This window comes from Arthrobacter sp. 35W (assembly GCF_000482545.1).
In the GTDB taxonomy this organism is placed as follows: Bacteria; Actinomycetota; Actinomycetes; order Actinomycetales; family Micrococcaceae; genus Specibacter.
Map to the genome: position 1 here is coordinate 1,115,247 of NZ_KI519455.1, position 26,307 is coordinate 1,141,553.

Genomic DNA, 26,307 nt, shown 5'->3' on the forward strand with positions numbered 1-26,307 from the left:
CGGCACCCGGGCGGGCCGGCCACGGCCACCAGCTCCACGCAGCCGCACCGGACCTGGACACGCCCCTGCCGCCAACGGACGCCGGGTCCGCCACCGCACACCGGGACCACGGCTGCAAAAATCGCGCCTGTTGATCATTCTCGCGTCCGTCTCCGGCGGCGAAATGATCAACAGGCGCGATTCTGGGTTAAGGGTCCTCCTTGCAAGGCAGATGCAGCCGACCGGGAGTTGCAGCTACCCGAGCTGAAGCGTGGCGATGCCGGCAACTGCAATGGCGGTGAGCACGGCCCGCCTCTTGCTGAAGCGTTCCTTGAAGAACAGGAAACCGATGACGCCGGCCAAGAGAACGCTGGATTCGCGCAGGGCCGAGACCAAGGCCAAGGGCGCCAGGGTCTGTGCCCACACCACAATGGCGTAGGAAATGAGGGACAGCACACCGCCGAACATGCCGATGCGCCACCAGGTGCGAACTGATCCCAGCAAAGCAGATCGGTCCGGGGCCCGGAGCCAGCATATGCCCAGCACCACTACGCCCTGAAGGGCGAAGAGCCACATGGCATAACCCAATGGACTGCCGGATTCGCGGGCACCGGTGCCGTCCACAAGGGAATAGCCGGCTATGGCGGCACCGGTCAGCAGTGCAAAAGCCGCACCACGGCGGCTTCCTGAGACTTTGCCCGATGGCGAACCAACAAATGCCAGCGCAATCAGCGCGCCGGCTACCGCCAGGGTCGCCAACGACTGCAAGGGCGTGAGCGTTTCACCCAGGAAGACTCCCGCTCCGCCGGCAATGAGGACTACGGCCGATCCACGGGCCAAGGGATAGACCTGGGAGAAGTCGCCATGTTTGTAGGAGGCCGTCAGGATCAACAGGTAGGCACTTTGGATGGCCGTGGAGGCTGCAAGGTAGGGCCAGGATTCCACGGCAGGCATCGGAAAGATGAGAATGCCCACACTTCCAGCGGCCAAATGTGCCAGGGAGATCAGACTTGACGCAGCAAGTCGATCAGGAATGGCCTTGGCCACGGCATTCCAGATGCTGTGCAGGAGCGCCGCCACAAGGACCATCACCGCCACTGAGGCAGCCACGGGTTTAGCGGTGCCCGAAGGGGACGCCGTCGAGCCCCTCAAAGTCCAGGCCAAACACCTTCCCGGCCTGGACTGCGATGTCCGCATGGCACAGCCGGCCGATGTGCGGCCCGATCCCTGGACCTGCGGCTGCCATCCAGGCCGTGCGCTCGTGCGTGCTGTCGCCGCCGTGTCCGCCGTTGTCCACATGGCCGTGGTCGGTGACAACGACGACGGTCCAGGCTTCGCCGCCGCTGTTCGCGCGGGCGCTGATCGCCTCGAGGAGGCGCCCAACCCGGGCATCGCACCGTTCAATGGATGCCGTGTAGCCCGCCCCCGTCCCCTTGTGGTGCGCGAACTCGTCGGGCTCACCGAAGTAGACGAACGACGCCACCACGTCCTCCTGGCCAAGCCGCGCGCAGGCGTAGGCCGCCACGTCGTCATCGGCGGCATCCGATGCTGCAGCGACATCGGGCTGGGTTTCAGGGTCGACGTCGGGCAGCCACCCGCGCGAGGAGAACAGGGGCCCGCAGTGGTGGTCTCCGGCAATGGGGAACCAGCTCGCGGCTACCATTGTCGTTGCATCATCGAGCTCCGCACGCAGGCGCTCGAGAAAGTCCGGGTATTCCCGCAGCTCGGCCGGGTGGACGTCGTTGCCCAGCACCCCGTGGCGGTCGGAGTAGACACCCGTGGCGACCGTGGCCCAGACGGGGCCGGACATAGTGGAATTCCTTGCATGCACCTCGACGGGAAGGAGCACGCCGTCGGCAGCCAGCAGATCCAGATGGGGTGTCTGCGCTGCCAGCAGCGTGTCGTACCTAACGCCATCAATGCCAACCACCAATAGATGGGGCGCGGGTGCCCCTGCACGCATAGTCATGCAGCAGACCATACGCGAAGTGGTACCTCGAGGATCCGCCGTATTGACGGCCTCTGCCCGTCCTATAGATTCTGTCTATGAACCTCCACCAGCTGAAGGCTTTCCGTGCTGTTGCCACCGAGCGCAGCTTCACTGGCGCAGCCGCTTTCCTCGGTCTCAGCCAACCCACGGTGTCCGCCCATGTTGGCGCATTGGAGCAGGAGTTCGGCGTGCAGCTCTTGCAGAGAACGGCGCGGGGTACGAGCACAACGGAGCTGGGCGACGCACTGCTGCCGCTGGTGGACACGCTGCTGGAGTCCTGGAACGCAGCCGCCCTGCTCTTGAAGAACCACAGCACGTCCGCGCACACCGTGCTGCGGCTCGGCGCCGATGCACCCATCAATGCCATGGGCATCCTTGAACGATTCACCGAGCGGTTTCCGGCGGTGGACATCAGGCTGACCACTGGCAATTCACGGTCGGTCAGGGCCGACGTTCTCGCAGGGCTCGTCGATGTGGGAGTCGTCTCCGACGGCACCGTGGACCCTGCGCTGAAGTCCTACTGGCTTGCCGCCCAGGATCTGGTGGTCTTTGTCCGCGACGACAGCTATCTGGCGGGGTCCAAATCGGTCCCCTTGGCGAGGCTGGCCCGTGAGGTGTTGGTGATCCGTGAGGTGGGGTCTGTGACCCGCCGAGCGTTGACGGATGCCCTGTCCCGGGAGGATGTGGAGCCAGCGGGCTTCGTCGACGTCGACAGCCGCGAGTCCCTGCAGGCGGCAGTCTTGGCCGGGCTGGGCGTTGGAGTGATTGCCGAGGATGAGTTCACGGACCACCCGCGACTGGTGGTTCTGGATGTGGAGGGTGCGCCAATGCGCGTGGACGAGTTCCTGATCCACCGCACCGACAGGGCCGGAGCACCCGTGGTTGCTGGAGTTGTGGAGTGCCTGCGGCCCGCCTAGTGGAGGAATAGGGCCCTTGTCTGTTTCTCGATTTGCGTGTTCCCGCAAAGGTGTGTAAAGTATTTCGAGTTGCCCCGGACGCCGGGGAAACGAAAACCCCCCCTTGTGAACAGCCGGTGGAACATCCGGTGGTTCACCGCGCCCGGACTTTTCAATCAAAAAGAATTTGGTTGATTTGCTTTCGGACGGCAGGGCGGGTAAGCTTGAAAAGTTGCTCCGGCACTGATCGCCGCGGAAACCGTGATGGTTTCCAGGATGTGCGTGTTGGCCGGAAGCTCCTGTTGTTTGAGAACTCAATAGTGTGCCAAGTTTTATTGATACCAATCATTTATTAATTGGTTATCTGGACCGTTGGCCCCACCCCCGTGGTGGCGGCGGTCCGTTTAGCTGGTTTCAAATTTAGTGCACCACCACCTGCTCCTTTTCCGGGCGGTGGGGGTGTGTCTGTAATAAACATTTATGGAGAGTTTGATCCTGGCTCAGGATGAACGCTGGCGGCGTGCTTAACACATGCAAGTCGAACGATGACCCCCAGCTTGCTGGGGTGATTAGTGGCGAACGGGTGAGTAACACGTGAGTAACCTGCCCTTAACTCTGGGATAAGCCTGGGAAACCGGGTCTAATACCGGATATTTACCCTCCACCGCATGGTGTGGGGGTGGAAAGCCTTGTGCGGTTTTGGATGGACTCGCGGCCTATCAGCTTGTTGGTGAGGTAATGGCTCACCAAGGCGACGACGGGTAGCCGGCCTGAGAGGGTGACCGGCCACACTGGGACTGAGACACGGCCCAGACTCCTACGGGAGGCAGCAGTGGGGAATATTGCACAATGGGCGAAAGCCTGATGCAGCGACGCCGCGTGAGGGATGACGGCCTTCGGGTTGTAAACCTCTTTCAGTAGGGAAGAAGCGAAAGTGACGGTACCTGCAGAAGAAGCGCCGGCTAACTACGTGCCAGCAGCCGCGGTAATACGTAGGGCGCAAGCGTTATCCGGAATTATTGGGCGTAAAGAGCTCGTAGGCGGTTTGTCGCGTCTGCCGTGAAAGTCCGGGGCTCAACCCCGGATCTGCGGTGGGTACGGGCAGACTAGAGTGATGTAGGGGAGACTGGAATTCCTGGTGTAGCGGTGAAATGCGCAGATATCAGGAGGAACACCGATGGCGAAGGCAGGTCTCTGGGCATTAACTGACGCTGAGGAGCGAAAGCATGGGGAGCGAACAGGATTAGATACCCTGGTAGTCCATGCCGTAAACGTTGGGCACTAGGTGTGGGGGACATTCCACGTTTTCCGCGCCGTAGCTAACGCATTAAGTGCCCCGCCTGGGGAGTACGGCCGCAAGGCTAAAACTCAAAGGAATTGACGGGGGCCCGCACAAGCGGCGGAGCATGCGGATTAATTCGATGCAACGCGAAGAACCTTACCAAGGCTTGACATGAACCGGAAACGCCTGGAAACAGGCGCCCCACTTGTGGTCGGTTTACAGGTGGTGCATGGTTGTCGTCAGCTCGTGTCGTGAGATGTTGGGTTAAGTCCCGCAACGAGCGCAACCCTCGTTCCATGTTGCCAGCGGGTTATGCCGGGGACTCATGGGAGACTGCCGGGGTCAACTCGGAGGAAGGTGGGGACGACGTCAAATCATCATGCCCCTTATGTCTTGGGCTTCACGCATGCTACAATGGCCGGTACAAAGGGTTGCGATACTGTGAGGTGGAGCTAATCCCAAAAAGCCGGTCTCAGTTCGGATTGGGGTCTGCAACTCGACCCCATGAAGTCGGAGTCGCTAGTAATCGCAGATCAGCAACGCTGCGGTGAATACGTTCCCGGGCCTTGTACACACCGCCCGTCAAGTCACGAAAGTTGGTAACACCCGAAGCCGGTGGCCTAACCCCTTGTGGGAGGGAGCTGTCGAAGGTGGGACTGGCGATTGGGACTAAGTCGTAACAAGGTAGCCGTACCGGAAGGTGCGGCTGGATCACCTCCTTTCTAAGGAGCACCAAGCACCCACGCCCCGACGCATGTTGGTGGTGGTGGTGTGAGGAAGCAAAGCCCATTGCGAGAACGCAAGTTTCTCGGTGGGTGCTCAAGGGTGGAATATCAATGAAGCAGACCCCTGGTGGGTGGCACCGGTCGTCCCAGTACGAATGCTGCGCTTGCGCAGGGTTCTGGAAGAGACATCGACCGGTGGCTCCCTGATGGGAATCGTTTGGCACACTGTTGGGTCCTGAGGCAACAGGAACCCGCCGCGCTGAAAGGCACGGCTGGTTGGTTGTTGGCTTGGTTTCCTGCGCACGACCCCTTCCCGGGTCGCACCGCACACCTTCAGGGGTGTGCCGGTTCCGGGTGGTGGTGTGTGACGGGGTTGTTGGTTGAGAACTACATAGTGGACGCGAGCATCTTATAAAGGAAGCAATTTCTTATGAGTTGATGAACCTGGATCTGGCACACACGTGTGTGTGCTTGTTTTCATGGTTCTCTCGAATAATTATTTTGAATTCTGTGATCTTTAGTGGTCAAGTTTTTAAGAGCACACGGTGGATGCCTTGGCATTAGGAGCCGAAGAAGGACGTAGGAATCTGCGATAAGCCTCGGGGAGTTGATAACCGAACGGTGATCCGAGGATGTCCGAATGGGGAAACCCCGCCACGCGCTGCAAGGTGACGTGGTGACCCATGCCTGAACACATAGGGCATGTGGAGGGAACGTGGGGAAGTGAAACATCTCAGTACCCACAGGAAGAGAAAACAATAGTGATTCCGTCAGTAGTGGCGAGCGAACGCGGACGAGGCTAAACCGGTCCATGTGTGATAGCCGGCGGGCGTTGCATGGTCGGGGTTGTGGGACTTTCCATTCCAGTTCTGCCGGACTGGTGAGGTGAGAGTGTAGGCATAGGTGAACGGTCTTGAAAGGCCGACCGGAGAGGGTGCAAGTCCCGTAACCGAAATGCTTGTTACACCGCCTGGAGAGTATCCCAAGTAGCACGGGGCCCGAGAAATCCCGTGCGAATCTGTCAGGACCACCTGATAAGCCTAAATACTACCTAATGACCGATAGCGGACAAGTACCGTGAGGGAAAGGTGAAAAGTACCCCGGGAGGGGAGTGAAATAGTACCTGAAACCGTGTGCTTACAAACCGTCAGAGCAGGCTTGGTTCCTGTGATGGCGTGCCTTTTGAAGAATGAGCCTGCGAGTTAGTGTTACGTCGCGAGGTTAACCCGTGTGGGGAAGCCGTAGCGAAAGCGAGTCTGAATAGGGCGAGTGAGTGGCGTGATCTAGACCCGAAGCGAAGTGATCTACCCATGGCCAGGTTGAAGCGACGGTAAGACGTCGTGGAGGACCGAACCCACTTCAGTTGAAAATGGAGGGGATGAGCTGTGGGTAGGGGTGAAAGGCCAATCAAACTTCGTGATAGCTGGTTCTCCCCGAAATGCATTTAGGTGCAGCGTTGCGTGTTTCTTGCCGGAGGTAGAGCTACTGGATGGCCGATGGGCCCTACAAGGTTACTGACGTCAGCCAAACTCCGAATGCCGGCAAGTGAGAGCGCAGCAGTGAGACTGTGGGGGATAAGCTTCATAGTCGAGAGGGAAACAGCCCAGACCACCAACTAAGGCCCCTAAGCGTGTGCTAAGTGGGAAAGGATGTGGGATTGCGAAGACAACCAGGAGGTTGGCTTAGAAGCAGCCACCCTTAAAAGAGTGCGTAATAGCTCACTGGTCAAGTGATTCCGCGCCGACAATGTAGCGGGGCTCAAGTACACCGCCGAAGTTGTGGATTTCGTATAGTAGACAAGCCTTCGTGGTTCAGTCGTACGGAGTGGTAGGGGAGCGTCGTGTGGGCAGTGAAGTCGCGGTGTAAACCAGCGGTGGAGCCCACACGAGTGAGAATGCAGGCATGAGTAGCGAAAGACGGGTGAGAAACCCGTCCGCCGAATGATCAAGGGTTCCAGGGTCAAGCTAATCTGCCCTGGGTAAGTCGGGACCTAAGGCGAGGCCGACAGGCGTAGTCGATGGACAACGGGTTGATATTCCCGTACCGGCGAAAAACCGCCAATACCAAGCAGGGGACACTAACCGCCCGAGACCTGCCCGACCGCCCTTGTGGTGGAAGGGTTTTGGTGGAGCGCGGGACCTGATCCTGGGAGGTAAGCGTATTAACAGGTGTGACGCAGGAAGGTAGCCGAGCCGGGCGATGGTTGTCCCGGTCTAAGGATGTAGGGCGGGCCGTAGGCAAATCCGCGGCCCTTAAATGCCTGAGATCTGATGGGACTCCCGTAAAGGGGGGATTCGGTGATCCTATGCTGCCTAGAAAAGCATCGGCGCGAGGTTTTAGCCGCCCGTACCCCAAACCGACACAGGTGATCAGGTAGAGAATACTAAGGCGATCGAGAGAATTATGGTTAAGGAACTCGGCAAAATGCCCCCGTAACTTCGGGAGAAGGGGGGCCCCACCCGTGATGGAACTTTTCGTTCCGGAGCGGTTCAGGGCCGCAGAGACCAGGGGGAAGCGACTGTTTACTAAAAACACAGGTCCGTGCGAAGTCGCAAGACGATGTATACGGACTGACTCCTGCCCGGTGCTGGAAGGTTAAGAGGACCGGTTAGCCGCAAGGCGAAGCTGAGAATTTAAGCCCCAGTAAACGGCGGTGGTAACTATAACCATCCTAAGGTAGCGAAATTCCTTGTCGGGTAAGTTCCGACCTGCACGAATGGAGTAACGACTTCCCCGCTGTCTCAACCATAAACTCGGCGAAATTGCAGTACGAGTAAAGATGCTCGTTACGCGCAGCAGGACGGAAAGACCCCGAGACCTTTACTATAGTTTGGTATTGGTGTTCGGAGTGGCTTGTGTAGGATAGGTGGGAGACTGTGAAGCTGCAACGCTAGTTGTGGTGGAGTCATCGTTGAAATACCACTCTGGTCACTTTGGACATCTAACTTCGGCCCGTAATCCGGGTCAGGGACAGTGCCTGATGGGTAGTTTAACTGGGGCGGTTGCCTCCTAAAGAGTAACGGAGGCGCCCAAAGGTTCCCTCAGCCTGGTTGGCAATCAGGTGTCGAGTGTAAGTGCACAAGGGAGCTTGACTGTGAGAGAGACATCTCGAGCAGGGACGAAAGTCGGGACTAGTGATCCGGCGGCACATTGTGGAATGGCCGTCGCTCAACGGATAAAAGGTACCTCGGGGATAACAGGCTGATCTTGCCCAAGAGTCCATATCGACGGCATGGTTTGGCACCTCGATGTCGGCTCGTCGCATCCTGGGGCTGGAGTAGGTCCCAAGGGTTGGGCTGTTCGCCCATTAAAGCGGTACGCGAGCTGGGTTTAGAACGTCGTGAGACAGTTCGGTCCCTATCCGCTGCGCGCGCAGGAAATTTGAGAAGGGCTGTCCTTAGTACGAGAGGACCGGGACGGACGAACCTCTGGTGTGTCAGTTGTACTGCCAAGTGCACCGCTGATTAGCTACGTTCGGATGGGATAACCGCTGAAAGCATCTAAGCGGGAAGCTCGCTTCGAGATGAGATTTCCATGGACCTTGTGTCCGAGAGGCTCCCAGCCAGACCACTGGGTTGATAGGCCGGATGTGGAAGCGAGGACTAACGACTCGTGAAGCTGACCGGTACTAATAAGCCGATAACTTACACCACACCCTCCCTGGGTGGACCCGTTCTTCAAAAGGGGTCCACCATATTTGAAGGGGTGGGAAGGTCACTGCATGCTTGCGTCCACTATGTGGTTCCCGACCAACAACTTGTCGTTGTTGGCAGGGGACGAACGCCACACGTTGATCGTGGGATCCTGTTCGGGTCCCGGGTCGGGGTGTGGGATAATTGAATGAAACGTCATCGTTTCCCTAGTTTTCCCCGCCGGGTCCGTCCTGGTGTGTGGAGGTAGAGTTACGGCGGTCATAGCGTGGGGGAAACGCCCGGTCCCATTCCGAACCCGGAAGCTAAGGCCCACAGCGCCGATGGTACTGCACTCGTGAGGGTGTGGGAGAGTAGGACACCGCCGGACAACCATTAAAGGGGGGCCCCGCACCACTGGTGCGGGGCCCTTCCGCTGTTGACACGGCACCTGCGAAGGGCCGCACCCCCACCGGGGGTGCGGCCCTTCGTCATTTAACAACGTTCAACCAGGGCCCGGGGTGGGCAACCAGGGCGGCTGTGGGAAACCACACCTGGTGGATCCCTCCCCAGCCGGCCGATAGGGCGTGTGCGGTCCTTCTAGCCGGCCTGCTGCCTGCGCACCATCTCGGCGATCCAGGCCGGCGCGAACGGCGACGTGCAGTTCGGGGGAGTCGGATAGTCCTTGAGCACTTCAAGGCGCTCACCGATGTCCACGGCCCGTGCCCGCTGCCCAGGGTTTTCAATGCCGATCTGGGCCAGGGTGTGGTTCATGGCCCACTGCAGGCGCTCCGGCGCCTTGCGCATCTGGTCCTCGATGATGTCGAGCAGCCCCTCAAGATCGACGCCTTCGGGGTTCTTCACCACTCGCTCGGACGTCAGCGCCCAACCGGCGCTTGCGACCACCGGATCCTGATCGCTGAACCACGCTGCACGCAGGTCCTCAACGTGCGGATTCTTCTTGACGACGTAGTTGACGAGCCAGTCTTGAACCTTGGGCACACGCGCTTCGCGCAGCATGCCGTCCAGCTCATCATTCCCGAACGCCTTCGGACGGCATATCAGCAGGGACAGCAGCCGTGCTGCGGTGTCGCCGGTCTCCCAGAGTTTTCGTGAGAGGTCCTGCTGCGTCTTCAACCGCTTGGCGACGGCGCGCAATTTGCCGAGGTTCACACCGTGGTCGTCACCGTGCTTTTCATTCACGGCTCGTACCTTCGGGTCCTCAAGCCCGGCCAGTTCGGCCATTACCTCTGCCACCGTTGTCTCGGCCATCTGGGCCTCCTGTCCTTCGCCTTGGGATTCAGCGTACTAGGAAGGAACACCCGGCCCGCCGAAGCCCTCGACGCACCGGAACGGACGACGTCGTGGGTTGGGCATGCCTGGCACAGCGGCCGGAAGCGCTGGCAGGCATGGGAGAGCTGCTTCTCGGGACGTTGGGCAGAGTCCGGAAGCGATGTGGGTGCGCGGCGCTGGGCCGCGCACCCACATCAGCGCAGGATGATGTCGGTTGCCGTGACGGGGGAGCGTCCGGTGGAGACGAAGCCGGACACGGCGGCCTGCGGATGCTTGATGATGTCCGTGACGGATCCCAGGTGCCGCGCCAGGTCCACCTTGTCTTCCGGTGCGGCCAGCAGCAGCTGGAAGCCGAATTCCTGGAGCGCATTGATGCCCGCGCCGGCGTACTCGGAGTTCGCCTGGATGAAGGCCTCATCGATCATGACGGTGCCATAGGTGCTGTAGCCCTGGCTGTCGATGCCGAGCTGGTAGGCCAGCGCGGCGCCCATGATGAAGGACGTGAAGCGCTGCCCCTCGCCACCGGAGAGCGTGCCCGGCTCCAGCCCCAGCTCGGTCTCGCCGTTGGGCCTGTGCTCATTGCAGCTGATGGTCACGTGCTGGCGCACGTCCAGCACGGTGTCGGCCCAATGCTGCTGGGCCGGGTCGTTGAGGGCGTCGACGAGGCGTTCCAGCGCGATGTAGCTGGCGGCCATCTTCTCCTCGGTTGCCTTCACATAGGCATTGCCCAGTGCGTCCTTCAGCTCCGTGCGGAAGGTCCGGGCCTCCTCGGGGATGGTGGTGCGCACCTCGAGCTTGAGCCGGCTGCCCTTTTCAAACGGGACATCGTCCAGGATCTGGTTCAGCGGCAGGATGCGCTCCTCAATGGCGCGGCGCTCCTCTTCAAGCAGCTGCAGCAGGTCCGAGAAACGCTCATAGGAGCGGTTGTTGAAATACTCGCGGAACTCGTCCTGGCGCTGCGGCAGCCCCTCGGAGATGATCTGCTGGTACAGCTCCTCGTAGTGCGCCGCGGCGTCGACGCCGGTGCCGAAGGACGCGCTGTGCTGCGGGCCGAACTCGCGGGCGAAGGCCTTGAAGGTGTCGGTCAGGGCCACCTCGGTGCGCAGCAGCCGTTCCTTCAGTGCCGCCATCCGCTCGCCCAGGGCGAGGGTGCACTGGGCAAAGGCGGGGTCCAGCTGCTCCAAGGTGGCGGGTCCGCCGTCGGGCAGCTGGGGAGCCAACTCCTGGAAAGCCCATTCGGCGGCCGGGTGCGACTGGACGCGGGCGGCGGTGCTGGCCGCCGAGGACTGCGCCGTGGCCAGCTCGCCGTCGATCCCGGAGAGATCGTGGTTCAGCACGGCCAGACGGCCGACGCCGGTTTCCAGCTCCGCCTTCGCCGCGGCGAGGGATTCCCGGATGGCACCCAGCGTGGCGCTGGAATCCACAGTGGCCTGCAGCGCCGTCTGGAGCTTCTCCAAGCCCGCGGCCAGGGCATCGCCGTCGAGCTCGGCAAAGGTGCGCCCGTCGCGGGCCACGCGCTGGAGGGCATCGAGCCGCCCGGCGAGCTGCTCCTTGGCCTTGGAGCGCGCATCGGCCAGGGCCGTGGCCTGGGCGTGGGCGGCGGCCATGCCGTCCGCCTCCGCCTCCAGCAGGGCGATCTTGTCCACGTTGTTGAAACCCAGCAGGTAGTCGCCGGGGTTCACGGTGCGGGTGTCGCGCTCGAAGGTGTTGCTGTTGACCTTCAAGGTGCCGGCGAGGGAGATCGCGCGGTCGTGGCCGTGCAGCTCGGCGTCGCTGTCCACACAGTGGAAACCGAAGTCGCGGGTGATCTTGGCGCGCAGCCAGTCGCCGGCGTCGGAGTTCTTGAACTCGAGCTTGGTCACGAGATCGGCGTCGCCGGCGTCCGCCGGGCGCGGGGCCACGCCGATGTTGATCCAGCGCAGCTTGCCGTGGCCGTCCATGGCGTTGATCGCCTTGGTGACGGCCTTGATGTCCGAACCGCGGATCAGCAGCGTGGTGGCCAGGGACCGCAGCGCCTTCTCCGCGGCCGGGCGCCACGGCAGATGGTCCGCATCGATGTCGACCAGCTCACCGGCGAAGGGCATGTGCTCGACGTCGATCCCGGTGCTGGCCGCGAGCTGGCGGCGGGCTGCCGCGCTGGCGCCGTCGATGTTGTTGCCGCGCCGCGCATAGGAGGCAATGTCCGCGCGCAGCTTCTTCTCGGTGTTCTTGGTGTTGATGGAGGCGGCCACGGCCTCGTATTCCAGGGTGCGGGCGGCCTCGGCCTCGCCGCGTTGGTGCTCGACGGCGGCTGCCGCGCCCAGGCGGGCACTGGCCAGCCCCTGCTCGCTCCACTCGTACTCCAGTCCTGCGGCATCAAGGTCGTCACGGACCGTCGACTGCACGCGAAGACGCTCCTCGAGCTCGCGGCGGGCGGCGCGGATGTCCTTTTCCAGGATCTCGATCGCCCGGCCGCCGTGGTTGGCGTGCTGCTCGGCCAGCTGGGCGACCGCGGCCTCGGCAGCGTCCTTGGCCTCGGCCGCCGTGCGGATCTGCGCGGACTTCTCCTCACGCGCTCCGGCCAGGGTGGTGGAGCGGGCAGCCAGCAGTTCCGCCTGGAATTGCTGGCGGACGAGGGGCAGCTGGACATTTTTTAGCTCAACTGTGCGGTCAAGCTGGGCGCGCAGTTCCTTGTACTGCTGGTGCTGGGCGGGCACATGGGCCAGGGCATCGCGCTGGGCGCGGGCCTCCTCCAGCTGGCGGTAGATGCCGCGCAGGTGGCTGAAGTCCTCCACGGCGCCGCGGGCGGCAGCCAGGGTGGAGGGAATGTCCAGCACCTCGTAGCGGAAGAACTTGTTGACGCCCTTGTCCAGGCCCTTGCCGTTCTGCAGGGTGCGCAGCAGCGAGAAGGCCTTGTCATTGTCGATGCCCAGCCGGCGGCGGAAGCGCTCGGCGAAGGTCTTGTGCACGTCAAAGGCTTCGGAACCGGGCAGCGCCGCGTGCAGGGACGACGGCGAGAAGCGCCGGCTGCCGTGCTTCTCCAGCGCCGCGGTGTCCAGGGGTTTGTCGTGGATCAGATAGTGCTTGCCCACGGAGCCTTCCAGCCCGTTGGCCGGCAGGTCGAACAGGGACGCGATGGTCACGTGCCGGCCCAGACCGTCCTCAAAGACGAGGGCGATGGCGGACCAGGTGGCGCTGGGCCGCTGGAACGTGGTGCCGGCCGCCGTCTTGATCTTGCGTCCGCGCATGTAGCTGAACGTGGTGCGGCGGTCCTTGCGGTCCGCGGCCTCGTGGGCGGACTCGTTCAGCCGGGGTGCGGCGTAGAAGATGTGCTGGATGCCGTCGAAGAGCGTGGACTTTCCCACGCCCGGGTGGCCGGTGAGCAGGGTGCCGGCGCGGTCCACGTACATGGAGTGGCGGCCGTGGAAGGTGCCCCAGTTGACGACCTGGATGGCGCTGAGCCGGAACTGGCCGGGGTTGACGGCCTCGCCGAACGGCAGGGTCTGGGCGATGCTCATCTAGCGGCCTTCCTTCTCTGATGCAGCTGATTCGTCCAACAGGGTGGGCCCGCCTGTTTCGTCCGGCCCGTCGGGCCCGCCGTCGGCGTCGTCGTCCTCGTCGGCGCCCGGCTCCAGATCGAAGGCGTCCTCGGCGTTCTCCCCGAGTGCGTCGTCATTGGCAGCGCTCTCATCCAGTGCCTTGATGTAGGCCGGGATCTGCTCCACGGAATCGAACGGCAGGGCCATGGCCAGGGCATTGCTGACCCGGTAGACATGCGCCAGTTCGGTGGGCAGCAGCAGGCGCAGGGCCAGCAGGCGGGCGATGGAGGAATCGGTGAGCTCCTCCAGCCGCTTGTCATCCACGGCGCCGGGCAGGCGGTGCTCGCCCAGAATCTCCCGGGCGGCAGCGCGGGAGATGGTGGCATCGGTGCCGGAACCGGCGTGGCGGTCCAGCAGCAGCCGCAGCCGCAGGGCCAGCAGCGTCTCCTCGCGGCGCAGGGCCTTGCGGGGCGTGATGGGGGCGCTGTGCGGAGCATCGACATCGGCCGGCGTCAGCATCGCGATCTTGCGCTCGGCATCGATGGACAGCAGCAGGAAGATCTCGCTCAGGTAGCGCTGGATCGCCAGGCGGTGGTCCACGATGGCCGTCCACACCTTGGGATCGGCGGCGCCGTCCACATAGGGGCCGCGCAGCAGCCGCACCAGGGCCTGGCGGATCTGCAGCGAGAACTGGCCGGTGTCGCCGTCGAACAGGGCACGCTCGCCGCGGTAGGCATCGGCTGTGCCCGAAGCGGCGGTGGGACCCGCCGGGGTGAGGCCGTCGTCGGAGAGGTCAACGCTAGTGCTCATGGCGGGAATCCTTCGTGAAGGTGATCAGCGGCAGGTAGGCGGTGCGGGTGGAGCCGTCGATCTGGGTGTACTGCACCTGCTGGAACTGCTGGTCGTCAACGTCAGCATCGGTGCCGCGGGCGGCCAGGACCAGCCCGCGGATGGAATTGATGTGCCGCAGCTCCGCCGGGAGCGTGGCAAACGCGTCGCCCACGGTGGCGCGGCCCTTGGCCGAGGCGGCGCGGACACGGGCGACGGCGTCGTGCAGGGCGGGCATGTTGGGGGCCGGCGTGTTGGGCGTGCGGTGGATGTCGGCACCGCTCAGCGCCGGTGGCGCGGCCAGCCTGGGCGGGGGAATGTGGTCCGCCGGGTTGAAGATGCCCAGGCCCGCCAGCGTCTCAAACTCCGGCCCGTACAGCAGCGGCGCCACCACGGGGGTGCGCGGGCGCAGGTGCTCGGAGGTGGCCACGGCAACCTCGGCGGCGCGGATGGCCTTGCGCAGCAGCATGGAATCGCGGAACTCGTCGCTTTGGACGTAGGTGTGCAGGCTTTCGGAGAGGCGGCCATAGATGGCATGGACCTCCGAGGCCTGGCGGCGCAGCTCCCGCACCAGTGTGGCCAGGGTGGTGCGCTCCTCGGTGGAGAGCTCATCAATGAACTCCCGCTCCAACACCTCATTGACGCTCTGGCGGAACCGCGCCTGCTGGGCCGGATCGTTGAGGAACTCGGTGAAGCCGCGGAAGGTCTCGCCCTCGGCGGTGTTGCGCAGCACCTTGTCGCCCTCGAGGACCTGTCCCACGGCCACGCCCTTGGCCATGGAGGACTCCATGATTTCCTGCCGGATGGTGTGCAGCATGCGCTCCACGCCGTCGCGCATGCGCTTGAAATCCGAGGGCAGGGAGGACGCAAGGTCCAGAACGCTGCGGGCCGCCGCGACGGCGGTGTCCGTGGACAACACGGCGGGGCTTTGGCCGTTCTTCAGCGCCTCCACCTCCGATTGGCGGTCCGCGATCTCCGCCTCCAGCTGGGCGATCCGGGTCTCGGGGTTCGGGTCCGTTTGGTAGGAGAGCGTTTCCAGGCTGCTCAGCAGTGTGGTCAGCCGCGAGCTGTTGAGGTTGGTGCGCTCCGCGGTGAAGGTGTCCACGAAGTTCAGCACGCGCGCGCTGGCGGCGGTGGGTTCATAGACAAACTGGCCGTCCACCATGGGGCGGGCCAGGAACTGGTTCCGGACCCAGGAATCGGCGTAGTTGGAGGCCTGCCAGGCATCGTTGAGGCTCAGCTGCTCGTAGCGGAGTTCCTTGAGGAAGGCGGCCAGCGCTCCGTGGAATTCCTCCAGCGGAATGCGAGGCCTCGCCGGGGTGAACTCGGCCCGCAGGAAGGCCACGGTCCACGGTGCTGCGGAGAGCAGCTTCCAGGCCGGGCCCAGACGGAGCTCCTTCTGGGCATGCCAATTGGCCACGGCGTTGTCAGTGGAGCGCATCACGTACTTTCTGCCGGGCCAGGCTGCGGGGAGGGTAGTGTCCCATTTTATGCCATCCGGCGCCTCCGCCGGTCGCCCGCCAACCCCGGCCAAAGCGCACTTGGGGACAGTGTTGGGCCCCCGCACTGTCCCCAAGTGCGCTTTCGCGGAGGAGGAGTTAGGGTTCCATGTCTTCGTGGGCGACGACGCGGCTGAGTTCGATGGTGCCGTCGGCGCATTTCCAATAGTGCAGGCGGCGGGCGGCGCTGACGCGTTCTTCGACGTGCAGGCGCCAGCAGTGGTCGATGCCTGAGGTGCCGGGGCGGGTGACGCCGGGGGCGCTGCCGGTCTTCCCGGTCCGCAGCTCGTGGGCCTGGCGCTTCTTCAGGGCCTCCGACCGGCCGGCCAGGAGGTCGACGACGGCGCGCAGGGCCTTGACGCGCTTGTCCTTGGGCTCGGCCAGCAGGGAATCGCAGAAGGCCGGCCCCACGCTGAAGGCACGCAGCGGAAACTCCGCCTTTTCCGCGGCGGGGATGATCTTGGCCCACGTCCGCAGCACCTCGAAGCGGACGTAGTCCTCGCTGGTGGCGAACCAGCCGCGGTCGGAGCCCTTGGACTCGCTGCTGGCGGCCTTGCCGGCGTTGCGGTAGTTGGTTTTGAGCTCGCGCAGCTTGACGTCGGCCGCACGCAGCCGCTCCGCCAGGTCCTTGGCCCGGGCGTTGGCTTCATTCACCTCCACGGCCAGGTGGTGCGCCTCCTCACGCTCGCGCTGCAGCTTGGTGCCCAGCTTTTCCAGCTGGATCTGCCCGGCGTTGCCGTTGGCCAGCTGGTGGCGCAGATGGTGGACCTCGTCCTTGAGCGCATTGTTCTCGGCCTTCAACGCGTCCTGCCGCAGCAGCGACTGCTTCAGCGCTCCGGGCGCCGCTGCCGGCGCAGCAGTTGCCGGGGCGGCCGGGGCGGCGCCGGGCAGTGCAGAATCCCCGGGCTCCGGGGCGCCAGTGGTCCCGTCGCCGGCGAAGCCGGCCTCCGCCGGGGCGGCGGGGACCTCCAGCGGACCGCCAACGGCCGCTTCATCGTCGTACTTGTTCCGGCCGAGTTCCAGCCACGGAATGCCGCCCCGCAACAGGGCCGGCGCGGGCACAATGTCCTCGTCGTCGTCCACGTCCAGCATGGACAGCAGCAGTTTTCCGCCCTCAAAGCGGACCCGGACGGCCACCACCTCGCCCACACTGAGGAGATCGTCCGCGGTGTCGAAAACGTTGGACGAGATGCGGGCCAGAGGGATGCCGATGCGCTGGCCGGGGTAGAGCAGCACCTCGGCCTTGTCCGCGTGGACCGATTCCACCAGGGCCAGGGCCACGCTGCCATCACTGTAGATGCCTCTGACACTGGTGGGCGCAGCCGCCGCCGGGACCTTGAAGCTGTGCTGGGCGGCGTCGTAGCTGCCGCGGATGTCCTGGCCGGGGGCCAGCAGCCAGTCGAGGGCGATGCCGGGGAACTGGAACTCCTGGCGGATGGTGGCCTTCGCGCCGCTGGGCAGGGCCACAACGGCCCGGGCGCCGTTGGTCGCCAGGCTGACAACCGTCCCCGTGGTGTCTATGGGTGCCGGTGGGGCCGGGGCCGCCGTCCGCGGCTGGGGCACGATCGCCGCCGCCATCTTCTCGGCATCGCGGACCACCCAGGTGGCCGCATCCTCGCACTCGGCGGCGCTGCGGACCAGGTGCAGGGGGCTCTCGCGCGTATGTTCCAGCCATCGAGTGCCCGGCGGATAGGCCCGCACCGCGTTGCCAAAGATGCCCGCCTCCTTGGAGAGCAGGTCCTCCAGGTCGTACGTGGTGCGCCCGGTCTGGACCAGGGCCAGCACGGCGATGCCATCGAGCTTGCGGCTGAGCTGGACGGCATCCAGCCGGCATTCGGGGAACTTGGCATCGTGGGAAACCACGACGACGACGTCCGTGCGTTGGGGGTCCAGCAGGAGCTCGGCCAGGGCGGAACCGGAGGGCTGCAGCAGCTCGGCGGGCGCGGTGGCGGGCTCCGCCGCCACCGCGGGGGCAGGCTTGGTGCTGCGGTTCCTGCGCGAACCCATCAGATGCTCCCCTCCCGCCAGCCAGATGCGTCGTTGCAACCGGACCGTTGACTGAAAAGACTACGGCCTCTTGCTGGCAGCGCGCCGTGGATTACGAACACAGACCGACAAATGCCCCCAGATCCGTCAAGGCGTCCGGGCGGGTGGGCATGTAGCTGGTCAGCTGGCGGGAGCGGATGATGACGGCCCGCCACTGGCCGCGGGAGATGGCCACGTTGATCCGGTTGCGGTTGAGCAGGAATTCGGCGCCGCGGGGCGTCTCGGCAATGTCTGAACACGCCATGGTCACCAGCACCACCGGCGCCTCCTGGCCTTGGAACTTGTCCACCGTGCCGACCCGGACGCCGGGCAGGCCGGCGGCATCCAACGCATCGCGCACGCGGTGGATCTGCGCGTTGTAGGCAGCCACCACCAGAATGTCCTCCTGCCCAAGCGGGCGGGGGTCCGCTGACGCTCCACCGGTCCAGGCCAGCCCCACGTGCCGCCTCACCTGTGCCACCACCTCGCGGGCCTCCTCCGGAGATGAAATGGTGTTTCCGGAATGCTCCACGAACACCGTTTCCACGCCCGCGGGGACCCCGGCCAGCTGGCGCAGCGACGCCGCCGGGGCGGATTTCAGCCGCCCCTCGTAGCTCAGGTCCGAGACGGCGGAGCAGAGCCGGGGATGCATGCGCCATGAATCGGCCAGGAAGTAGCCCAGCTCCGCGGGCAGCGTGTGGTGGCCCGGCGAGAGCCAGCCCAGTGCCGACTCGTCCACGGGCTCCGGGTGCGAGCCCTGCGTGACCTGGGGCAGCTGCTGGGGATCGCCCAGCAGGAGCAGCCGCTTGGCGGCCCGCGACACCGCCAGCGTGTTGGCCAGCGAGAACTGCCCCGCCTCGTCAATCACCAGCAGGTCCAGCGAGCCTTCGGGGACCTTGGTGCCCGTCATAGTCCAGGCGGTGCCGCCGATCAGGGCGCCGTCGGGCCCGTCCAGCAGGGCCGCGAACCTGCTGTCTTCGGTGACGGTCCAGGCGACCTCGCCTGTCCCCTTGGGCTTCTTGCCCACTCGGTCGGGATCGATGCCGGCCTTTTCCACGGCGGCCGTGAGCATGTTTTCGACGACGGCGTGGGCCTGGCCCACCACGCCCACCTTCCAGCCTGCGGCCACCAGATTGGCTATGACGTGCGAGCCCACATGGGTCTTGCCCGTCCCCGGCGGGCCCTGCACGGCGAGGTAGGAGTGGTCCAGATCCCGCACGGCCGCGGTGATGGCGGCAATGTTGTCAGCGCCGTGGTCGCCGACGACGACGGCGGGCAGCGCGTCGAGCGTGGCCAGCCGGGGCGGGCGGCGGCGCAGGATGTCCACGCCGGGGTGCTTCGGCAGCGAGGGGACCATCGAACCGACGGTGCGTGCCAGCTCGCTGAGCGATTCCTGGATGCTGACGGTCCTGATGGGCTGGTCGGGGGTGAGCGCCATGGGCGCCTGGTCGTACGGCTGGACCTTGAGCGAGGACTTCTCCTGGACCACCAGCACCACGGACTCGGGGTTGGCCGGATCCGGAGCCGAATCTAGAACGGTTGTGCTAAAAAGGCCGCCGCGGGGCGGTATGGATCCCGGCTGTCCGCCGTCGGCCGGTTCCAAGCCCTCCGGCAGGGGGTGGTTGAACATGCGGAACCAGCTGGTGCCGGGCCTGAAATCGGAGCCGTCGGACATCCTGCCCTTCAAGCGCAGGGTGCGCACCTCGGTCCGGGCCCGGGGACCGGACTTGGCCCAGCCCTCAAGCTCCTGGGCCTGGTCCACCACAAAGACGTTGCGGCCCTCGGTCCACTCGTCCACGGACGTGCCCAGCCTGTCGAAGTGCCCCCACCAGAACTGCTTGTTCTCCCGGCGGTGGTATCCGGTGGCCGCCGCGATCATGGCGATGGCGCGCTCGTCGTCGCTGAAGGTGTGGTGCTTGTCCGCGGCCAGCGCGGCCAGGTATTCGTGCAGGCGCACCTCCTCCGGGCTCGGCTCATAGGCGGGCACCCCGGCGTCGTCAGCGGTTCCGGCCAACGTGTCCTGCCGGGCGGCACGGGCCGCCTGCTCCGCCGCCGTCAATCCGGGGACGGGCAGCGCCAGCAGCCAGTCGCGCAGGCGGAGGGTGGAGAGGCAGTCGTAGTGGTTGTAGTCGGCGATGGAGGCGAGGATCCGGGCCGCCTCCGCGCCATGTCCGGCCTCCTGTGCCTGGCAGTACTGCGCGTAGGCCACCACCGAGGCTCCGGCATCCGTGACATCGCCCGAGCGCAGATTGTCCTTCATGTAGAGGGGCTCGAGCTTCTTGATGGAGTAGCTGGATTCGGAAATGCGCAGCGAGTGGCGCACGGTGTCGTAGAGGTCCACCAGCAGGCCGTCCTTGAGCCAGCCATCCACAATGTCCTCCCCGCCCACATGGCGCTGGGACAGGCTGCGCAGGGCCGACTTCTCGTAGGCGGCGTAGTGGTAGACGTGCATGTCCGGATGCTCCGCGCGCCGCTCCTGGACATAGGCGAGGAAGTCCAGGAAGGCCTGGCGCTCGCCGTCGCGCGAGTGCGCCCAGAAGGGCCGGAACGCCGGATCTGCGCTGGCGTTCCCGCCGTCGTCCTCCCGGTGGTTCTCCCCGGCGGGCGCTTCGAGGACGCCGAAGAGGTACTCCAATCCCCAGCCGCCGTCGGAGTCCTGCCACAGCGGATCGCCCTCGAAGTCGAAGAAGATGTCACCCTCGCTGGGCGTGGGCAGGGTGGCGGTGGTGGCGCCGGGGAGCACCTTGTACGTGACGGTGTGCTGCTGGCCGTTCTTGGCGTAGGTGCGCCCGCCGTCGGCCTCTTCCACGCCCGTCTGCATGCGGGCCTGGCTGCGCAGCCGCGCCACGGGGCCGGCGGCCTCCGCCTCCGGCAACGCTGCGAGATCCTCAATGGTGTGGATGTTCCTGGCCCGCAGCTTGCGGCGCGTTCCGCTCGTCATGCCCGCCACCAGCAGCAGATCGCGGGTACGGGCAATCTGGCCGGCGCAGTAGTCGCACCGCCCGCAGGCGGTGAAGCCCTCGGTGCCCCATTCGACGGGGGATGCGGCGGCGCGGTGGCCGCCGGCCAGGGCGATGAAACGCGCCCGGCGCTCGCGGTACACGGGCAGCAGATCCCGCAGCGTGTAGGACTGCCGGCCCATGTCGCCGAGCACCAGGGTGGCCATCGGCGCTGGTTCGATGCCGGCTGCCAGCAATTGGTCCGCATAGGCCGCCAGCTGCAGCAGCGCACCCACCTTGGCATGCCGGGCCAGCTTGGTGTCCCACACGGCGTAGGCGGCAGCGTTCTCCGGCCGGGCTCCGGCGGTTCCCTCTGGGGCCACCGCCACCTCGACGTCGGCGCGGACCAGGAAGTCGGCAAAGCCAACAAAGGCGAATCCGGGCTCCGAGGGGGCGAAGAAGGTGGCCTGGAAGACGACGCCGGCACCGTCCCGCAGGGCCGTGATGGTGTCGGTGTGCTTGGCCTCGAAGTCCGCGCGGGTGGGCGACGCACGGGGCACCTCCAGCACACCGGTGGCGTTGGCAGGGTCCCATGGGCCCAGTTCCACCAGCAGGGAGTCCAGCAGTTTGCGCTCGTGTACATCGCCCAGCTCGGCCGCCCGCCGGTTCATCTCATCGGCGGGGAAGGCGGCCCTGGCTGCGAGGCCCAGCTTCTCGTCCAGGACGCGCAGAGTGCGGTACTCGCATTCGCTGGCGGCCACCAGATCGCTCGCGGAAAAGACCAGATCCGCCGGCTGTCCGGGGGTGGACGGTTCAAGCAGGAACATGGACTCTCCTCAGCCGCGCCACCGGGCGGCTCCCGGCACTGCTTCGAATCTAGCAAGTGCCGCTGACAACGCGGACCCGCCGGATCCACAGTGCCCAACTGGGGCGCAGAAACTGCACGGAATCTGCCGGTTTTGTGCAGTTTCCGCGCCCTAGTTGGGGTGAGGGCTACGCGGGCAGCGCCAACGTCGTCGTCAGCGTCCGGCCGCCGGGGAGGGTGACGGTGCAGGTGGCCGTCCCGCCGTCGTCGTCCACCACAACATCCTGTGGACCGGCCGACGGCGCGGTGCCGGCGAGGCGGACCAGCGAGGCGAAGACTGTGCGTCCGCCGGCGTGTCCACCCTCCAGATACGGAATGGTGCTGTGCAGCCCCAGCGGGGACTGGCCTTCAGCGGACCGGATGCCCGCCCCGGTCCAGCCGGCCAGCGGCCAGATGTTGCTGTGCAGCCCTGGCCTGGAGGCCTCGGCGCGCACAAACGACGCCGGCTCGAAACCGGCGCCGGGGCCCCCAACGGACCCGGCGATGGGCGAACCTCCGGCCAGCGCGTAGCCGCCCTCCCTGACGACGCCGGCGGCGCCGGACCCGCCGTCGTGCGCGGACGGCACGCCGGGGCCCTGGACCACGTGCAGGCGCAGCTCCCAGCCGCCGGCACTGGTGGTGGCCGTGGCAATGGTCCACGGCGACTCCGCCTCGTCCCCGCGGCCCCAGACGGGGCGGTAGAAGCTGGCCACGGAACCCTCGGGGGCCGGCAGGCGGTGGATGCGCATGCGCACCGATGGCACGCCCTCCCCGTCGAGCAGTGCAATGTGGTTGTCCAACGGGCCCGCGGGATCGTAGACCGGTGCGGTGTGGCTGGAGTAGGCCAGGCGGCTGTACTCCACGTTTTCCACCCCGGGGCCGTAGTACTTGTCGCTGCCGTGGTTCAGCAGCCGGGCGACGCCGTCGGCCGCCGTGGAGGCGAGCAGGAAGTTGGGGCCCGGGGCAATCCGGGTGCGGTCGGCCAGCTCCACCGGGGCGGGCTCCTCGACGGCGGTCCAGACGGGGTGGTCGGCGGGCAGCAGCAGGCCGATGAACGCCTTGGAGGTCCAGAACGGCGACGCCGGGCCGGAGTAGCTCTGGACCAGCGGCAGGAATTCGCCCTGCCAACCCAGCGTGGGCAGGCCGGACGGGGCGGGGTAGGAGCCGCCGTCGGCGAAGAACTGTGCGGCACCGCTGGCGATGCGCCGCAGTGCCCCGGGGGCCAGACCCGAATCGGCGCCGGCCAGCTCAGCCATGAACAGCGGAGCGACGGCGGCGTAGCGGTAGATCAGCGAGCGGCCCTGGTAGATCGGGGAGCCGGTGCCGCCAAAGAAGCCCAGGTGGTCGGGCAGGAAGGCCTCGATCCGCCCCACATAGCGGGAGCGCAGCGCCTCGGCGCGTTCCGGATCGCGCCCGGCCACCATCTGCAGCCACAGCAGCGGGTAGAGGTGCATGGCCCAGCCGCAGTAGTAGTCAAAGTAGTCGCCGTCGCCGTCGCGGTACCAGCCGCCGCCGACGTACCAGTCCTCCATCCGGGCCAGCCCGAAGTCGATCTGCTCTGCATTGTGCTCCCGGCCCACGCCGGCCAGGAACTCGGCAATCACCACCTGGAACAGCACCCAGTTGTTCCCGTTGGCCTCGCTGGTGGAGGAGCCGGACAGCCATGCGGCCACCTGGTCCTGCTCGGTGGGGGCCAGGGTGTCCCACAGCCATTCGCGGGTCAGGTGCAGGCCGATGGCGACGGAGGCGGCCTCCACCATGGGCTGCGTGCGGGTGCGGATGGGCGGCCAGGTGCCGGCGGCACCCCCGGTTCCAGCTGTCGCCATGGTGTACGCGGCGGTTCCGGCCAGCAGTCCGGCGCGGTAGCGGTCCAGATGCCCGTGCGGATCAGCGCCGGCCTCGCCCGCCACGCGGAAGGCGGCCAGCAGGAAGGTGCGGGCGAAACCCTCCAGACCGTCGGACAGTCCACCCGAGCTTGAGGCACGGCCCGGCAGCGGGATCAGCGACAGGTCCGCCGTGGCGAACGGCCGCACCGACAGCAACTGGGCGTCGGCAAAATGCAGCCAATGGTCTCGGGTCCACCCGGTGGTGGGGCTCAACTGCATGTCCGGGGCGGGGAAATCCATTGTGACCTCTGTTGTCGGGAGATTGCTGGCATCGACGGTGAAACCTGGGCCGGGTGCGGGCAGCGGTTGCCCTTGGCCATGCATCAAGACTATGTTCGGAGCAATCAAAATTTGAGTAAACGAACAATATCGAACGGGCCGACATGATTGCTGACTGCTGTGATTGCTGACAAACGCCACGACCGGCTGCTGCGCGAAATCCGCCTGCACGGCGCCGTCACGGTGACCGAATTCGCCGCCCGGGCCGGGGTGGCGCCGATGACTGTCCGGCGCGACCTTGCCGCCCTGGAGGCCGCCGGCCTGCTCAAACGAACGCATGGCGGGGCCATCGCCCTGGTGTCCGACGCCGAGCCGGACCTCCGGGGTGCACGGCCCGGGGCGGGGCTCGCGGGAGCCGGCCAGGCGCAGCGGCCAAGGGGCGCGCTGCTCACCATCGGCATGGTGGCGCCGTCGGCGTCGTACTACTTCCCCGAGATCATCCGCGGCGCCCAGGACGCGGCCCGCCGCTTCGACGCGCGCCTGGTGCTGGGCATCTCCAACTACTCCGGCGTCGAGGAGGGGCGGCAGATCCAGCGGCTCATCGCCAGCGGCGTGGATGGTCTGCTGGTCACGCCCAGCGAGGCGCAGTTGGAGGGCACGCCCACCCTGGACCTGCTGGCCGAGGCCCGCATTCCCGTCGTCGTGGTGGAGCGCTCGCTGCGTGAAGTGGCGCCGTCGCTTCCGCTGGACGAGGTCCGCAGCGACCATGTGGCGGGCACGGAGATGGCCATCGAGCACCTGGCAGCCCTGGGCCACCGCCGGGTGGGGCTGGCCGCCCGGGTTGGCAGCCCGACGACGCCGTGGCTGCAGCAGGCGTTTGAGCGCGCCGCTGCGCGCACGCAGCTGGATCCGGGGTTCCTGCATGCCCAGCTGCCCCGCCCGACGGCGGGCGAAGGCATGGACACCACCCACTACGAGCGGCTGCTGGACGAGTGCGTTGCGACGGGCACCACGGCCCTGGTGGTGCACACCGATGAGGATGCCACGGCACTGGCGGCCCTGGCCGCCGAGCGGGGGATTGCCGCCCCCGGCGGGCTGTCGATCGTGGCCTACGACGACGAGGTGGCGGCGCTCGCCGCCGTGCCGTTGACGGCCGTATCGCCACCGAAATACGAGGTGGGCTACACGGCCATGGGCCAATGCTGCGAGCGGATCCTGGACGAGGCGAAGGGCCATGTGCGCGCGCTGCGCCGCGTGCGTCTTTTGCCCACGCTGCGGATCCGGGAATCGACAGGAAGGCTTGCGGAGGACGCCATCGCCTGATGTTCGCAAATGTGCGTTCGGACATGATTGGCTTGACCCGGCCATGACCTGAACATTGTGATGGACCTCATCATCGTTTTCTTATGAGGAGAGTCACATGTTCAGGATGCGGGCAATGAAGCTCGGTGCAGCCGTCGTCGCAGGAGCGTTCCTGCTGACCGGCTGCGGCGCGGCAGGTGCAGACACCCCCAAGCCCTCGGCGGCGCCGTCGCTGCCGTCGTTGGAGAATGCCAGTGGCGAGGTGGCCTTCTGGTCCTCCGTCACCAACATGCAGCCGGTGGTGGATGAGTTCAATAAAACACACCCGAACATCAAGGTCACCTACTCGGTGGTGCCGTCCGGCACGGCCGGCGGCTACGCGAAGCTGAGCACCGCGCTGCAGGCGGGCAACGCCCCCGACGTCGCCACCATCGAGTACCCGTACCTCTCCGGCTATGCCTCTGCAGGCAACCTGAAGCCGATCTCTGACTACGTGGGCGAGGACGTCCTGGGCAAGTTCCCCGGCCAGATCACGGACCTGGTCAAGCTCGGCGGCAAGTCCTGGGCCATGCCATACGACGCCCCGCCGATGGCCTTCTACTACCGCACCGATGTGCTGGCCGAGGCCGGCGTCGCCAAGGCCCCCGCCACCTGGGACGAGTTTGAGGCCGCCGGCAAGGCGCTGAAGGCCAAGAACCCCAACGCCTACCTGGCCTCCTTCTACCCGAATGACGCCAATGTGCTGGCCGGCCTGGCCTGGCAGGGTGGCGGCAAGTGGTTCGGCGTCGAGGGTGACAGCTGGAAGGTCACCATGGACGACCCGGCCACGGCGAAGGTTGCGCAGTTCTGGCAGCGCATGGTGGATCAGAAGATCGTCAAGGTGGAGCAGGCCTTCAGCGACGAGTGGTCCCAGGATCTGCAGCAGTCCAACGTTGTCGGCGTTGTCGGTGCCTCCTGGAGCGCCACCGGCATCATCTCCCGCACCAAGGGCCAGGAAGGCAAGTGGGCCGTGGCTGAGCTCCCCAACTGGGGCAAGCCGGCCAACGCCATGCTGGGCGGATCCACGTTCGCCATCACCAAGGACAGCAAGAACCCCGAAGCCGCAGCAGTGTTCACCCAGTGGATGAGCACCAGCCAGGATGCCGTCAAGGCCCGCGGCAACAGCGGCTCCGCCTGGTTGGCCTACCCGGGCCTGTCGGACATCGCCAAGAACGCCTTTGACGCCTCGCACTTCGGTGGCCAGGACATCTACTCGGTCTACCAGAAGGCCTCCGACGCCGTTCTGCCCGGCTGGAACTGGGGCCCGGACATTGCCTCGACCCTGACGCCGCTGCACGACGGTCTGGGCAAGATCACCACTGGCCAGACCATCGAGGACACCATCAAGCAGGCCGACAAGTCGACCACCGATGCCCTCAAGTCCCGCGGCCTGTCGGTAACGGACTAACCCTCC

The 26,307-nt window shown here is 65.7% G+C and carries 12 protein-coding genes and 3 rRNA genes; 6 read left to right on the forward strand and 9 right to left on the reverse strand.

The genetic code is table 11. From position 1 onward, the window contains the following. Positions 1–234: 234 nt before the first annotated feature. Together K254_RS0117215 and K254_RS23850 are read right to left on the reverse strand one after the other, a co-directional pair. Positions 235–1,089 carry an EamA family transporter gene (locus K254_RS0117215; RefSeq protein ID WP_231391894.1) on the reverse strand — a complete coding sequence of 285 codons (855 nt, stop codon included), beginning with the start codon at positions 1,087–1,089 and terminating at the stop codon, positions 235–237. Between the two features lie 4 nt (positions 1,090–1,093). After that, positions 1,094–1,948, reverse strand: a complete 855-nt coding sequence (locus K254_RS23850; RefSeq protein ID WP_196810994.1) for an alkaline phosphatase family protein — start codon at positions 1,946–1,948, stop codon at positions 1,094–1,096. A gap of 77 nt (positions 1,949–2,025) precedes the next feature. Between K254_RS23850 and K254_RS0117225 the strand changes: the two genes are divergently transcribed. The 4 genes from K254_RS0117225 (at position 2,026) to rrf (ending at position 8,892) form a co-directional block, all read left to right on the forward strand. Beyond that, positions 2,026–2,886, forward strand: a complete 861-nt coding sequence (locus K254_RS0117225) for a LysR substrate-binding domain-containing protein (RefSeq protein WP_026556415.1) — start codon at positions 2,026–2,028, stop codon at positions 2,884–2,886. 456 nt (positions 2,887–3,342) lie between these two features. Further along, positions 3,343–4,869: ribosomal RNA gene (locus tag K254_RS0117230) — 16S ribosomal RNA — on the forward strand. Between the two features lie 525 nt (positions 4,870–5,394). Continuing rightward, positions 5,395–8,525: ribosomal RNA gene (locus tag K254_RS0117235) — 23S ribosomal RNA — on the forward strand. Positions 8,526–8,775: 250 nt separating this feature from the next. Then, a 5S ribosomal RNA gene (rrf, locus tag K254_RS0117240) occupies positions 8,776–8,892 on the forward strand. The 16S, 23S and 5S rRNA genes sit together here, the layout of an rRNA operon. A gap of 209 nt (positions 8,893–9,101) precedes the next feature. Here rrf and K254_RS0117245 read toward each other — a convergent pair. The 7 genes from K254_RS0117245 to K254_RS23860 all read right to left on the reverse strand — a co-directional run bounded on the left by K254_RS0117245 (position 9,102) and on the right by K254_RS23860 (position 23,573). Continuing rightward, positions 9,102–9,773 (reverse strand): DNA alkylation repair protein, encoded by a 672-nt coding sequence (locus K254_RS0117245; protein ID WP_026556416.1) that lies wholly within the window; start codon positions 9,771–9,773, stop codon positions 9,102–9,104. A 215-nt stretch (positions 9,774–9,988) separates the two neighbouring features. Continuing rightward, the gene (locus K254_RS0117250) at positions 9,989–13,291 is read right to left on the reverse strand and encodes an ATP-binding protein (RefSeq protein WP_026556417.1); all 3,303 of its coding nucleotides are present in this window, start codon (positions 13,289–13,291) and stop codon (positions 9,989–9,991) included. Then, a complete protein-coding gene (locus K254_RS23855) occupies positions 13,292–14,122 on the reverse strand; it encodes a DUF4194 domain-containing protein (RefSeq protein WP_081710213.1) in 831 nt (276 codons plus the stop codon). Beyond that, complete coding sequence (locus K254_RS0117260) at positions 14,112–15,581, reverse strand: DUF3375 domain-containing protein (protein ID WP_026556418.1); 1,470 nt, start codon at positions 15,579–15,581, stop codon at positions 14,112–14,114. The genes K254_RS23855 and K254_RS0117260 overlap by 11 nt, the downstream gene beginning before the upstream one ends. Before the next feature lie 157 nt (positions 15,582–15,738). Then, positions 15,739–17,646 carry a hypothetical protein gene (locus K254_RS26015; protein ID WP_196810995.1) on the reverse strand — a complete coding sequence of 636 codons (1,908 nt, stop codon included), beginning with the start codon at positions 17,644–17,646 and terminating at the stop codon, positions 15,739–15,741. Between the two features lie 91 nt (positions 17,647–17,737). Then, entirely contained in the window at positions 17,738–21,430 is a 3,693-nt protein-coding gene (locus tag K254_RS0117270) for a TM0106 family RecB-like putative nuclease (protein ID WP_026556420.1), read from the reverse strand. A gap of 166 nt (positions 21,431–21,596) precedes the next feature. Continuing rightward, positions 21,597–23,573, reverse strand: coding sequence for a DUF2264 domain-containing protein (locus tag K254_RS23860; RefSeq protein WP_231391895.1), 1,977 nt, complete (start codon positions 23,571–23,573; stop codon positions 21,597–21,599). A gap of 159 nt (positions 23,574–23,732) precedes the next feature. Between K254_RS23860 and K254_RS0117280 the strand changes: the two genes are divergently transcribed. Beyond that, positions 23,733–24,875 carry a substrate-binding domain-containing protein gene (locus K254_RS0117280; RefSeq protein WP_026556421.1) on the forward strand — a complete coding sequence of 381 codons (1,143 nt, stop codon included), beginning with the start codon at positions 23,733–23,735 and terminating at the stop codon, positions 24,873–24,875. A 115-nt stretch (positions 24,876–24,990) separates the two neighbouring features. Further along, positions 24,991–26,301: an ABC transporter substrate-binding protein gene (locus tag K254_RS0117285; RefSeq protein ID WP_196810996.1), complete on the forward strand. Its 1,311-nt coding sequence runs from the start codon at positions 24,991–24,993 to the stop codon at positions 26,299–26,301. The last annotated feature ends 6 nt before the right edge of the window (positions 26,302–26,307 follow it).